Source organism: Bradyrhizobium sp. SZCCHNRI1029 (assembly GCF_032487555.1).
Classification (GTDB): domain Bacteria; phylum Pseudomonadota; class Alphaproteobacteria; order Rhizobiales; family Xanthobacteraceae; genus Bradyrhizobium.
The window spans coordinates 82,732-95,409 of sequence record NZ_JAUEUK010000008.1 but is presented as its reverse complement, the minus strand read 5'-3'; the positions used below and the strand labels follow the sequence as shown (position 1 = coordinate 95,409).

Here is a 12,678-nt window from a genome sequence, read left to right as displayed (position 1 = left end):
GGGACAATGGAGCTCTTCACCAACCAGGTCCTGGCCGGCATTGCGACGGGCGCGATCTACGCCTGCATGGCGCTCGCCGTCGTGATGATCTACCAGGCCATCGACCATCTCAACTTTGCGCAAGGCGAGATGGCGATGTTCTCGACATTCATCTCCTGGCAGCTGATGCAATGGGGCCTGCCCTACTGGGTCGCCTTCGTGGTGACGCTGGCCTTCTCCTTCGCCGGCGGCATCGTGATCGAGCGGGTGCTGTTCAAGCCACTGACCAAGGCGCCGATCCTGACCCAGGTCGCCGGCTTCATCGCGCTGTTCTCGATCATCAACTCCTGCGCCGGGCTGATCTGGGACTTCACCATCAAGCAGTACCCGACGCCGTTCGGCTCCTCGCCGTTCCTGGGCAGCCAGCTGATCTCGACCCATCAGGCCGGCATGATCGGCATCACCCTGCTGCTCCTGATCGGGCTGTACTTCTTCTTCCAGTACACCCGTGTCGGACTTGCGATGCGCGCGGCCGCAGCCTTGCCGGAATCGGCGCGGCTGGTCGGCATCAACACCTCCTGGATGATTGCGCTCGGCTGGGGCATGGCGGCCGCGATCGGCTCGATCGCCGGCATGCTGATCGCGCCGGTGGTGTTCCTCGAGCCCAACATGATGGGCGGCGTGCTGATCTACGGTTTCGCCGCGGCCGTGCTTGGGGGCCTCACCAGCCCCTTCGGTGCGGTGCTCGGCGGCTTCCTGGTCGGCATCTTCGAGAATCTCGCCGGCACCTACATTCCCCACGTGGGCAATGAGATGAAGCTGCCGATCGCACTGGCCCTCATCATCTCCGTCCTAGTCATCAAACCGGCCGGCCTGTTCGGCCGCAACATCGTGAAGCGAGTCTGATCATGAGCGCAGTCGAGGACATCGCATCCCAGGCGCCCGCGGTCGATGCCGTTCCGAAGCGGGCCATGACCTTGAGTTCCGGCACCACCTTCGTCGTCGTGCTTCTGCTTCTCGTGGTTCCGCTGTTCGTCAAGAACTTCATCATCTTCCAGATGACGATGCTCCTGATCTACGGACTCGCCGTGCTGGCGTTGAACATCCTGACCGGCGGCTCCGGACAGTTCTCTCTCGGGCAGAGCGCGTTCTATGCGGTCGGCGCCTATACGTCGGCGATCCTGATGGAGCAGTACAATGTCAACTACGCGCTGACCCTGCCGGTCGCCGGCGTCATCTGCTTCGGCTTCGGCTTCCTGTTCGGCCAACCGGCGCTGCGGCTCTCGGGCGTGTATCTCGCGCTCGCCACCTTCGCGCTCGCCACCGCGATGCCGCAGATCCTCAAGCTCGGCTTCTTCGAGGAATGGACCGGCGGCGTGCAGGGCCTCGTCGTCACCAAGCCGGACGCGCCGTTCGGCCTGCCGATGTCGCAGGACATGTGGCTGTACTACTTCACGCTGGCGATCACGATCGCGATCTACGTGTTCTCGGTGAACCTATTACGCTCGCGTTCGGGGCGGGCTTTCATGGCGATCCGCGACAACGAGATCGCAGCGTCCGCCATGGGCATCGACGTCGCGACCTACAAGACGCTGGCGTTCGGCGTCAGCGCCGGCATCACCGGCGTCGCCGGCGGCCTCGGCGCCATCGCCGTGCAGTTCGTGGCACCCGACAGCTACACGATCGTTCTCGCGATCTCGCTGTTCCTCGGCATGGTCGTCGGCGGCGTCGGCTGGCTGCCCGGATCGTTCGTCGGCGCGGCCTTCATCATCTTCGTTCCCAACATCGCCGAAGGCATTTCGAAGGGCCTGTCCGGCGCGGTGTTCGGCGTGCTGCTGTTCCTCGTCATCTTCCTCGTGCCGCACGGCTCGCGGCAGGTGGCGATGGTGGCGCAGCAGCTGCTCGGCAAACTCAGAAAGAACTAAGGAGGAACTCTTGCAGGTCGTTCAACAACTACGAATCGCCGCGATCGCGACGGCGGTCATCGCCCTCACCTCGGGCGCAGCACTCGCCCAGAAGAAATACGACGCCGGCGCGTCGGATACCGAGATCAAGATCGGCAACATCATGCCCTATAGCGGGCCGGCGTCCGCCTACGGCGTGATCGGAAAGACCGAGGAGGCGTATTTCAAGAAGATCAACGCCGAGGGCGGCATCAACGGCCGAAAGATCAACTTCGTCAGCTATGACGACGCCTATTCGCCGCCCAAGGCGGTCGAGCAGGTGCGCAAGCTGGTCGAAAGCGACGAGGTCCTGTTCGTCTTCAACCCGCTCGGCACGCCCTCGAACTCGGCGATCCAGAAATATCTCAACGGCAAGAAGATCCCGCAACTGTTCGTCGCCACCGGCGCAACCAAGTGGAACGACCCGAAGAACTTCCCCTGGACCATGGGCTGGCAGCCGAGCTACCAGAGCGAGGGCCGCATCTATGCGAAGTACCTGCTCAAGGACAAGCCCGGCGCCAAGGTCGGCGTGCTGTTCCAGAACGACGATTTCGGCAAGGATTATCTGAAGGGCCTCAAGGATGGCCTCGGCGACAAGGCCGCGTCCATGATCGTCATGGAAGAGAGCTACGAGACCTCCGAACCCTCGATCGACGGCCACATCGTCAAGCTGAAGGCCTCCGGCGCCGACGTCTTCTTCAGCGTCACGACGCCCAAGTTCGCGGCGCAGGCGATCAAGAAACTTGCCGAGATCGATTGGCATCCGACGCATCTGGTCGTCAACGTCTCGGCCTCGGTCGGCAGCGTGATCAAGCCGGCCGGCTTCGAGAACTCGCAAGGGATTCTTTCGGCCGCCTATGCCAAGGACGCTGCGGATCCGCAGTGGAACGATGATCCCGGCATGAAGAAGTTCTTCGACTTCCTCGCGCAGTATTATCCCGACGCCAACAAGCTCGACAGCTCGACCGTCTATGGCTACGGCGCCGCACAGACGCTCGTGAAGGTGCTGCAGATGTGCGGCGACGACCTCACCCGCGCCAATGTGATGAAGCAGGCCGCCAGCCTGAAGGACTTCGCGCCCGACACCTTGCTGCCGGGCGTCAAGATCAACACCTCGGCTACCGACTTCGCGCCCATCGAGCAATTGCAGATGATGCGGTTCAAAGGCGAGAAGTGGGAGCTGTTCGGCGAGGCGATCAGCGGCGCCATCGAGTAATCGTGCAATCGAGCATCGCCGCCGAGAGCGGTGCCGATCTCAACCTCGCCCTCCGCGCCATCCGCGCGGAGGGCTTTTTCGTAGGTCGCACCGACGATGCCATGAACGGTGGACAGACACCGTTTAGCTGATCTCAGGCTGTTCTCGCAGAGCAATCACCCGCCCAAATTGTGCGCACTTCTCGCAACTGCGCAGATGTTGCGCGGACGCGGACCGATAAAACACGGACCGTGCCGTGATGTCGCAACCACGCCGCGGCGGCTCTGCTATAGTCCCCCGACACACGAGAGCTTCCGTCAAGGAGGCCACGGCACGTCATCCAGAACCAACACGGGAGAAACGCACCATGATGATCACGCGACGGGCCGCCCTTGCCTCGGCTGCCGCCATCGTCCTCGCCTCGAGTTCCGCGATCGCCGCCAACAAGAAGTACGACACCGGCGCCTCCGACACCGAGATCAAGATCGGCAACATCATGCCCTATAGCGGGCCGGCCTCGGCCTACGGCATCATCGGAAAGACGGAAGCGGCCTACTTCAAGAAGATCAACGCCGAGGGAGGCATCAACGGCCGCAAGATCAACTTCATCTCTTATGACGACGCCTATTCGCCGCCAAAGACGGTCGAACAGGCACGCAAGCTGGTCGAGAGCGATGAGGTGCTGTTCATCTTCAATTCGCTGGGCACGCCGCCGAACTCGGCAATCCACAAATACATGAACTCGAAGAAGGTCCCGCAGCTGTTCGTCGCCACCGGCGCCACCAAGTGGAACGACCCGAAGGATTTCCCCTGGACCATGGGCTGGCAGCCCAACTACCAGAGCGAATCCAGAATCTACGCAAAATATCTGCTGAAGGAAAAGCCGGACGCCAAGATCGCGGTGCTGTATCAGAACGATGATTACGGCAAGGACTATCTGAAAGGACTGAAGGATGGGCTTGGCGCCAAGGCCGCCTCAATGATCGTCATGGAGGAGAGCTACGAGACCGCCGAACCCTCGATCGACAATCACATTGTCAAACTCAAGTCCACCGGGGCCGACGTATTCGTGAACATCACCACGCCGAAATTTGCGGCGCAGGCGATCAAAAAGGTCAAGGAGATCGACTGGAAGGCGCTGCATGTCCTCAACAACGTCTCCGCCTCCGTCGGCAGCGTGCTGAAGCCGGCCGGCTATGAGAATTCGCAGGACATCATCTCGGCGGCCTATCTCAAGGACGTCTCCGATCCGCAATGGAAGGATGACGCCGGGATGAAACAGTTCCTCGACTTCATGGCAAAGGATTTCCCCGAGGGCGACAAACTCGATGGCGGCACCGTCGTCGGCTACAGCGTGGCCCAGACGCTGGTGCAGGTGCTGAAGCAATGCGGCGACGACCTCACTCGCGAGAACGTCATGAAGCAGGCCGCATCGCTGCGCAACTTCCGCACCGAGATGCTGCTGCCTGGCATCACGATCAACACCTCGGCGACCGACTTCGCACCCGTCAGCCAGCTGCAACTGATGCGCTTCAAGGGCGAGAAGTGGGAGCTGTTCGGCGACGTGATCTCCGCCGACGTCGGCGGCTAACGACGAGACGCAGTTGAAACCGCCGCCTGCGGCCTCGCGCCGCAGGCGACGCTCTCTCCAAGCATCTTTGCTGTCTTTGCCAAGAATTTCTTAAGCTAGGAGTTGAAAGAGAGGCGGTCATGCAGCGGCGGCGGTTACGCCGAGCGCGCGGCTGCGCTATGGGGACTCGTCCGGAGTGAAACGAGTCGCCCGCCTTGCGGGCGGATCCAACAACAAGGCCAAGCTCCAAGGCCGAGAAGGAGTCCCCACGTGATCACTGCCCTCACCCGCCGCACGCTCTCCAGCATGCTCGGTCTCGCCCTGGCTGGCGCAGTTGCCGGCAGCGCCCATGCCGACAAGAAATACGACACTGGCGCCAGCGACACCGAGATCAGGATCGGCAACATCGTGCCCTATAGCGGCCCCGCCTCGGCCTACGGCTCGGTCGGCAAGGCGATGTCGGCAGTGTTCAAGAAGGTCAACGACGAGGGCGGCATCAACGGTCGCAAGATCAATTTCATCTCCTACGACGACGCCTATTCGCCGCCAAAGACCGTCGAGCAGGCGCGCAAACTGGTGGAGAGCGACGAGGTGCTCTTCCTGTTCGGCGTGCTCGGGACTGCCCCCAACACGGCGATCCAGAAATACATGAACGCCAAGAAGGTGCCGCAGCTGTTCGTCGCCACCGGCGCCACCAAGTGGAACGAGCCCAAGACCAATCCGTGGACCATGGGATGGCTGCCGAGCTATCAGTCGGAAGCCCGCATCTATGCCAAATATCTCACCGCGCAGCAGCCGACCGGCAAGATCGCAGTGCTCTACCAGAACGACGACATGGGCAAGGACTATCTGAAGGGTCTCAAGGACGGCCTTGGCGACACCTCCCGTGTGGTGCTGGAGGAGAGCTATGAGATCGCCGAGCCCACGATCGAGTCGCACATCGTCAAGATGAAGTCGGCCAACCCCGACATCGTCGTGCTGTTTACCACGCCGAAGTCCGGAGCCCAGGCGATCAAGAAGCTCGGCGAGATGAACTGGAAGCCGCTGACCATCATCTCGAACGTCAGTGCCTCCACCGCGGCCGTGATGCGCCCGGCCGGCGTCGAGAACTCGCAAGGGGTGATCTCGGCGGCCTATGCCAAGGACGCGTCCGATCCGCAATGGGCCAACGACCCGGGCCTCGGCGCGTTCAGGGAGCTGCTCGCCAAATATCTGCCGGAAATCAACCCCGTGGATTCGTCGGCGCTGACCGGTTACAACATCGCCACCACAATGGTCGAGGTGCTGAAGCGATGCGGCGACGAACTGACCCGCGCCAATGTCATGAAGCAGGCGGCAGGCCTGAAGCAGTTTGCGCAGGGCGGGCTGTTGCCCGGCATCACGCTGACCACCGGTCCGGACGACTTCCAGCCGATCGAGCAGCTGCAGCTGATGCAGTTCAAGGGCGAGCGCTGGCAGTTGTTCGGCGAGGTCATGAGCGGCGAGCTCAAATAGGCTCTGCACGGCAGACGGGCGGCGCCGCATGACCAGCCGCCGTCCGTTGTTGCGCTCGATCTTCGATGCCGCCGTCGCCGCGGCGCATCCCGACATCGTGCTGCCGGCATTCCTGCCGGCGGCTCCCAAAGGACGAATCATCTGCCTCGCCGCCGGCAAGGGCGCGGCCGCGATGGCGCTCGCGGCCGAGCGCCATTACCTGGACACGCTCGGGTTCGATCCCGCGAAGCTGACCGGCATCGCAACCACCCGCCACGGCCATGGTGTGCCGACCCGGCGGGTGAAGGTGATCGAGGCCGGACATCCGATGCCGGACGAGGCCGGGCTGAAGGCCGCCGACGAGACGCTGCAATTGGCGGCAACCGCCGAGCCCGGCGACCTGATGCTGGTGCTGCTCTCCGGTGGTGGGTCCGCCAATTGGGTCGCGCCGGTGAACGGTGTCAGCTTCGCGCAGAAGCAGCAGCTGACCCGCGCGCTGCTCCGCTCGGGCGCACCGATCGGCGAAATGAATACGGTCCGCAAGCATCTGTCGCGAATCAAGGGCGGCCGGCTGGCGCGGGCCGGGCAGAATGCCGAGATCGTGACGCTGGCGATCTCCGACGTGCCGCATGACGATCCCTCGGCGATCGCATCGGGTCCGACGGTGCCCGATCCGACCACGCTGGCCGATGCCCGCGGCATCGTCGCCAAATACAAGCTCGAGGTCGACCCGGCGATCGGCCGGGCGCTCGATGATGCCGCCAATGAGAGCTGCAAGCCCGGCGATGCCGCCTTCGCCCGCGCCTCGTTCGAGCTGATCGCGCGCCCCGCCAGCTCGCTGGAGGCGGCCGTGGCCAGCGTCAAGGCCGCGGGCTACGACGTGCTCGATCTCGGCGCCGATCTCGAGGGCGAGGCCCGCGAGGTCGCGGCCGATCACGCCAAACTGGCACGCGAGGCCCGCGCGCTCGGTCGCCGCATGGCGATCATTTCCGGCGGCGAGCTCACCGTGACGGTGCGCGGCCAGGGCCGCGGCGGCCCGAACCAGGAATATGCCCTGGCGCTCGCCGGCCTCCTCAAGGACATGGAGGGCGTCGCGGCGCTCGCCGGCGACACCGACGGCGCCGATGGCGGCGGCGGCAGCGCCTCCGATCCGGCCGGTGCGCTCGTCGATGCCGAGGTCATCGCCGCGATGCGGGCGCAGGGGCTGGATCCGCAGGCCTATCTCGCCAACAACGACGCCACCGCGTTCTTCGCCGCGACCGGCGGCCTGCTGCAGACCGGACCGACCCTCACCAACGTGAACGACGTCAGGGTCATCCTGGTCGATTGAGGGGCGCGACTGCGTCCTTCAGAACTCCTCCGCGATCTTGGTGAGCATCGCCAGCAGCGCGTCGCGACCATCCGGGCCCAGCAGCTCGTTGAGCCGCGCCTCATGCTTCGACACCACCAGCTTCTTGGCGCGGGCCAGCACGGCGCGGCCCTTCTCGGTCAGCATCAGGATGTGCGAGCGCCGGTCGTTGGCCGAACGCACCCGCGCACACAGGTCGCGGCTCTCGAGGCTGTCCAGCAAGGACACGAAGTTCGGCCGCAGGATGCCCAGGGTGTTGGCGATCTCGGTCTGGTTACGGCCCGGATTGGCGTCGAGCAGCAGCAGCACCGAGAACTGGGCCGGCGTCAGTTGCAGCGGCGCGACGCAGCGCAGGAAGTCCTCGAACACCTTCAACTGCGCCCGTTTCAGCACATAGCCAAGCAGATCCGACAGCTCGCCGAGCTGGACCGCTTGCGTCTCGTCGGCCGCTACGGCAGCTTCCTTGCGGCTCTCCCTCTTGCTGACGGGCTTGGCGCTATCGGCCATCACGGTCCGCCAAATTCATCGCATTTGCTTCCATCCCTGGTCTCGAATGCCGCAGCCGGAACAGCGGCCTTGAGATTATAATCGATAATTGTTATCCACTATATCAAACACGGGCAGCCCAATTCAACTGCCCAAGACCGGCGGACGGCGCTGGGCGCCGGCCGCGCCCGGTCACCACAGAGGGGGAGCGTCCTGTCTTGAACACAACGATCTTGCTGTTCCTGTTGCAGGACGGCATTACCAATGGCGCGATCTACGCGCTGCTCGGGCTGGCGCTCGTGCTGGTGTTTGCCGTCACCCGGGTGATCCTGATCCCGCAGGGCGAATTCGTCACCTACGGCGCCCTCACCTATGCCTCGCTCGCGGCCGGCCAAATGCCGGGCACCGCGAAGCTCGCCGTCGTGATCGGGCTCGCGGCCTTCGCCTTCGACCTCTACGCCATGCGCAAGACGCTGCACGCGCCGAAGATCGCGCGCACCTTCGGCCTCAACGTCGCCCTCCCTGTCGTCATTCTGCTCGCCAGCATGTGGGCGGCGAACCAGCGCATGCCCGCCGGCGTCAGCCTGGTGCTGTCGCTGCTGATCGTGGCCAGCATCGGCCTGTCGCTCTACCGCATCGTGTTCCAGCCGCTCGCGCACACCTCGGTGCTGGTGCTGCTGATCGCCTCGGTCGGCGTTCACCTCGCACTGCAGGGCCTCGGCCTGCTGTTCTTCGGCGCCGAGGGCCAGCGTGGCCCGACCCTGCTCAATGCCACGGCGACGCTCGGCTCGCTGCGCTTCACCGGGCAGGGCATGGCGGTCTACGGCATCACCATCGCCTTCATCGTCGGCCTCTGGCTGTTCTTCGGCCTGACGCTCTACGGCAAGGCGCTGCGCGCCACCGCCGTCAACCGGCTCGGCGCCCGCCTCGTCGGCATCCGCACCACGCTGTCGGGCCAGATCGCGTTCCTGCTGGCCTCCACCATCGGCGCGCTCTCGGGTATCCTGATCGTCCCGATCACGACGCTCTATTACGACACCGGCTTCCTGATCGGCCTCAAAGGCTTCATCGCCGCGATCATCGGCGGCCTGATCAGCTATCCGCTGACTGCGGTCGCCGCGCTCGTCGTCGGCATCGTCGAGGCGTTCTCCTCGTTCTATGCCTCCAACTTCAAGGAGGTGATCGTCTTCACGCTGCTGATCCCGGTTCTGCTGCTGCGTTCGCTCGCCGCGCCCGCGGTCGAAGAAGAGAAGGATTGAGCCGTGCGCGAGCGTTGGCCTCTCATCATCTTTGCCGTCATCGTCGCGGCGATCCCGTTCATCCCGGGCATGCCGCCGTTCTGGATCGTGCTGCTCGACAATATCGGCCTGTCGGCGCTGGTCGCGATGGGGCTGGTGCTGCTGACCGGCGTCGGCGGTCTGACCTCGTTCGGCCAGGCCGCCTTTGTCGGCTTCGGCGCCTACACCACTGCGGTGCTGTCGGCCAATTACGGCGTATCGCCGTGGCTGACCCTGCCGCTGTCGCTGCTGGTGTCCGGCCTCGCCGCCGTTCTGCTCGGCCTCGTCACGGTCAGGCTGTCCGGCCACTATCTGCCGCTCGGCACGCTCGCCTGGGGCCTCGGCCTGTTCTATCTGTTCAGCAAGCTCGCCTTCCTCGGCCGCAACGACGGCATCTCCGGCATCCCGCCGCTGTCGATCGGCAGCCTCAAGATGCTCGATCCCGGCACGATCTATTTCGCGATCTGGGCCGCCGTTCTGATCTCCGCACTGTTGACGATGAACCTGCTGGACTCCCGCACCGGCCGCGCCATTCGCGCGCTGCGCCGCGGCCACATCGCCGCGGAAGCGTTCGGCGTCTATGCACCTCGCGCCAAGCTGCTGGTGTTCATCTATGCCGCCGTGCTCGCCGGCCTCTCGGGCTGGCTCTATGCGCACTTCACCCGCGCCGTGAACCCGACGCCGTTCGGCGCCCAGGCCGGCATCGAATATCTGTTCGTCGCCGTGGTCGGCGGCGCCGGCTATGTCTGGGGCGGCGTGCTCGGCGCGGCGATCGTCGTCGTGCTGAAAGAGGTGCTGCAAAGCTACCTCCCGCTGCTGCTGCATGGCGAGGGCCAGCTCGAGACCATCGTGTTCGGCATTCTCCTCGTCACGCTTCTCCAGCTCGCCCCGACCGGCCTGTGGCCGTGGCTGACGGCGCGGCTGCCGTTCAAGCCGGTTGCCAAGCAGCCGGACACGTCGGTCAAACTGCCGGCGCGGGAGCGATCTGCGACGACTCCAAACGTGCTGCTCCAGGTCGACAACGCGCGTAAGCAGTTCGGCGGCGTGGTCGCGGTCAACAACGTCTCGTTCGATGTCCAGTCCCGCGAGATCGTCGCGCTGATCGGCCCGAACGGCGCCGGCAAGAGCACGACCTTCAACCTGATCACCGGCGTGCTGCCGCCGACCTCCGGCAACATCTCGGTGCTCGGCAAGGCCGTCGGCAACGCCCCGCCGCAGGACGTCGTCAAGCTCGGCATTTCCCGTACCTTCCAGCACGTCAAGCTGGTGCCGGATATGACGGTGCTCGAGAACGTCGCGATCGGCGCGCATCTGCGCGGCCATTCCAACGCGCTCACGAGCATGTTCCGGCTCGATCGCGGCGACGAAGCCAAGCTGCTCGCGGAAGCCGCGCGGCAGATCGAGCGCGTCGGGCTCGGCGACCAGATGCACCAGCTTGCTGGCTCGTTGTCTCTTGGCCAGCAGCGCATCGTCGAGATCGCCCGCGCGCTGTGCGTGGATCCGATGCTGCTGCTGCTCGACGAGCCGGCCGCCGGCCTGCGCCACATGGAGAAGCAGCGCCTCGGCGCGCTGCTGCGCGACCTCCGCGCCGGCGGCATGTCGGTGCTGCTGGTCGAACACGACATGGGATTTGTCATGGACCTCGCCGACCGCATCGTGGTGCTCGATTTCGGCACCAAGATCGCCGAGGGCACACCTGCCGCGATCAAGACCAATCCGGAGGTCATCAAGGCGTATCTCGGAGCCACCGCATGAGCACGCTGCTGGAAGTCACCGACGCCCATGTCTCCTACGGCAAGGTCGAGGCGGTCCGCTCGGTCTCGCTCACCGTGGCCGAGAACGAGATCGTCACCATCATCGGCGCCAACGGCGCCGGCAAGACCACGCTGCTCAGTGCCATCATGGGCGTGTTTCCGCTGAAGGGTCGCGTCTCCTTCCTGGGCGAGGACATGGCCCGGCTGGAGATCGAGGACCGCGTCGCGCGCGGTCTCTGTCTGGTGCCGGAGCATCGCGAGCTGTTCGCCACCATGAACGTGGAGGATAATCTGCAGCTCGGCGCTTTCAGAATGTCGAAGGCCCACGCCGCACGCGGCTTCGAGCACGTCTACACGCTGTTTCCGAAGCTCAAGGAGCGGCGCAAGCAGCTCGCCGGCACGCTCTCCGGCGGCGAGCAGCAGATGCTGGCGATGGGGCGCGCGCTGATGGGCGCGCCAAAGATGCTGATGCTGGACGAGCCCAGCCTTGGCCTGGCGCCGATCATCGTCGCCGGCATCTTCGAAATCGTCGCCAAGCTGCGCCAGGAAGGCGTCTCGGTGCTGCTGGTCGAGCAGAACGCCAAGGCCGCGCTCAAGGTCGCCGACCGCGCCTATGTCATGGAGCTCGGCGAGTTCGTGCTTAACGGCAAGGCCAGCGAGATCGCCACCGACGAGCGCGTGGCGGCGAGCTATCTCGGCTTTGCCGAGGCGGCCGCGAGCTGAGCCCGATGTCGATGGGGTGAGGCGCTGCTTCAGGAGGGCGCCTCCTTCGACAGCAGGAAATCGACCATCACGCGCTCCAGCGCCCGGTACATGTCGGTGCCGGTCGCCGTCAGGCAGCCGCGCTGGCGCGCAGCGGCGATGAAGGGCGAGACCTCGGGCCGGGTGATGACACAGCCGCAATAGGCCGACGGGCTGACGGTCGTCATGTCGACCGGCAGAGGATCGCCGGGCTGCATGCCTGCCGGCGTGGCGTTGGCAACCATGTCGAAGCCTGTTGCGTTCATCGAGCCGACAACGGCGCGGCCTTTGCCCCGCTCGTTGAGGCGCGCGATCAGCACATCGCGGCGTCCGGCATCGCTGTCGTGAATGGCAAGCTCGCGCACGCCGGAATCGATCAGCGCCAAAGCGATTGCCGAGCCCGCACCGCCCGCGCCAATCTGTAGCGCGCGGCAGCCTGCAGCATCGAAGCTCGCCCCCTTCGCAGCGCCGATGAAGCCAAGGCCGTCGACCATGTCGCCATGCCAACGGCCGTCAGGACCACGCCGCATCAGATTCACGGCGCCGATGAAATGCGCGCGCTCCGTGGCCGTCGCACAGGCGCGGTAGCAGGCGAATTTGTGCGGGATGGTCGCGACGATGCCGTCGAGATTCTTCACCCGTGTCATCGTCGCCAGGAAGTCAGTCAGGTCGCGCGGCGCGACTTGGACCGCAACCAGGATCGCATCGCTGCCGCGCTCCGAGAACGCCTGGCTGACGCCGGCCGGCGCGCGCACCTGCGCGACGGGATCGCCGATGATGATGTGGAGCCGCGTGGCTCCGCTGGGGGCGGGAATCATGGTGGGGCTCCCAAAACGACAAAGATCATCGTCCAAATGGCCGAAAGGCCGGCTCACCGAGCCGGCCTTCCTCACTCGAAGATATCGTCCGTCC

The 12,678-nt window shown here is 64.9% G+C and carries 11 protein-coding genes; 9 read left to right on the top strand and 2 right to left on the bottom strand.

The features are described 5' to 3' along the window. The first annotated feature begins 6 nt into the window (after positions 1 to 6). The 6 genes from QW861_RS22605 (at position 7) to QW861_RS22580 (ending at position 7,490) form a co-directional block, all read left to right on the top strand. Complete coding sequence (locus QW861_RS22605) at positions 7 to 885, top strand: branched-chain amino acid ABC transporter permease (RefSeq protein WP_315713773.1); 879 nt, start codon at positions 7 to 9, stop codon at positions 883 to 885. A gap of 2 nt (positions 886 to 887) precedes the next feature. Beyond that, a complete protein-coding gene (locus tag QW861_RS22600) occupies positions 888 to 1,904 on the top strand; it encodes a branched-chain amino acid ABC transporter permease (protein WP_315713772.1) in 1,017 nt (338 codons plus the stop codon). A 10-nt stretch (positions 1,905 to 1,914) separates the two neighbouring features. After that, the gene (locus QW861_RS22595; RefSeq protein ID WP_315713771.1) at positions 1,915 to 3,138 is read left to right on the top strand and encodes an ABC transporter substrate-binding protein; all 1,224 of its coding nucleotides are present in this window, start codon (positions 1,915 to 1,917) and stop codon (positions 3,136 to 3,138) included. A 346-nt stretch (positions 3,139 to 3,484) separates the two neighbouring features. Next, complete coding sequence (locus QW861_RS22590; protein ID WP_315713769.1) at positions 3,485 to 4,708, top strand: ABC transporter substrate-binding protein; 1,224 nt, start codon at positions 3,485 to 3,487, stop codon at positions 4,706 to 4,708. 249 nt (positions 4,709 to 4,957) lie between these two features. Beyond that, the gene (locus QW861_RS22585) at positions 4,958 to 6,181 is read left to right on the top strand and encodes an ABC transporter substrate-binding protein (RefSeq protein WP_315713768.1); all 1,224 of its coding nucleotides are present in this window, start codon (positions 4,958 to 4,960) and stop codon (positions 6,179 to 6,181) included. Between the two features lie 28 nt (positions 6,182 to 6,209). Next, complete coding sequence (locus QW861_RS22580; RefSeq protein ID WP_315713767.1) at positions 6,210 to 7,490, top strand: glycerate kinase; 1,281 nt, start codon at positions 6,210 to 6,212, stop codon at positions 7,488 to 7,490. A gap of 18 nt (positions 7,491 to 7,508) precedes the next feature. On the opposite strand, the gene QW861_RS22575 is transcribed toward QW861_RS22580, so the two are convergent. Further along, on the bottom strand, positions 7,509 to 8,015 hold the full coding sequence (locus tag QW861_RS22575) for a MarR family winged helix-turn-helix transcriptional regulator (protein ID WP_315713766.1): 507 nt from the start codon (positions 8,013 to 8,015) through the stop codon (positions 7,509 to 7,511). A 197-nt stretch (positions 8,016 to 8,212) separates the two neighbouring features. On the opposite strand from QW861_RS22575, the gene QW861_RS22570 reads away from it, so the two are divergent. From QW861_RS22570 to QW861_RS22560, 3 genes are read left to right on the top strand one after another with little or no spacing between them, the layout of a single operon-like run. Beyond that, positions 8,213 to 9,253 carry a branched-chain amino acid ABC transporter permease gene (locus QW861_RS22570; RefSeq protein WP_316174607.1) on the top strand — a complete coding sequence of 347 codons (1,041 nt, stop codon included), beginning with the start codon at positions 8,213 to 8,215 and terminating at the stop codon, positions 9,251 to 9,253. A gap of 3 nt (positions 9,254 to 9,256) precedes the next feature. After that, positions 9,257 to 11,026, top strand: coding sequence for a branched-chain amino acid ABC transporter ATP-binding protein/permease (locus QW861_RS22565; protein ID WP_315825947.1), 1,770 nt, complete (start codon positions 9,257 to 9,259; stop codon positions 11,024 to 11,026). After that, positions 11,023 to 11,748, top strand: coding sequence for an ABC transporter ATP-binding protein (locus QW861_RS22560; RefSeq protein ID WP_315713763.1), 726 nt, complete (start codon positions 11,023 to 11,025; stop codon positions 11,746 to 11,748). The genes QW861_RS22565 and QW861_RS22560 overlap by 4 nt, the downstream gene beginning before the upstream one ends. Before the next feature lie 29 nt (positions 11,749 to 11,777). On the opposite strand, the gene QW861_RS22555 is transcribed toward QW861_RS22560, so the two are convergent. Beyond that, entirely contained in the window at positions 11,778 to 12,584 is an 807-nt protein-coding gene (locus QW861_RS22555; protein ID WP_316172682.1) for a shikimate dehydrogenase, read from the bottom strand. Between the last annotated feature and the right edge of the window lie 94 nt (positions 12,585 to 12,678).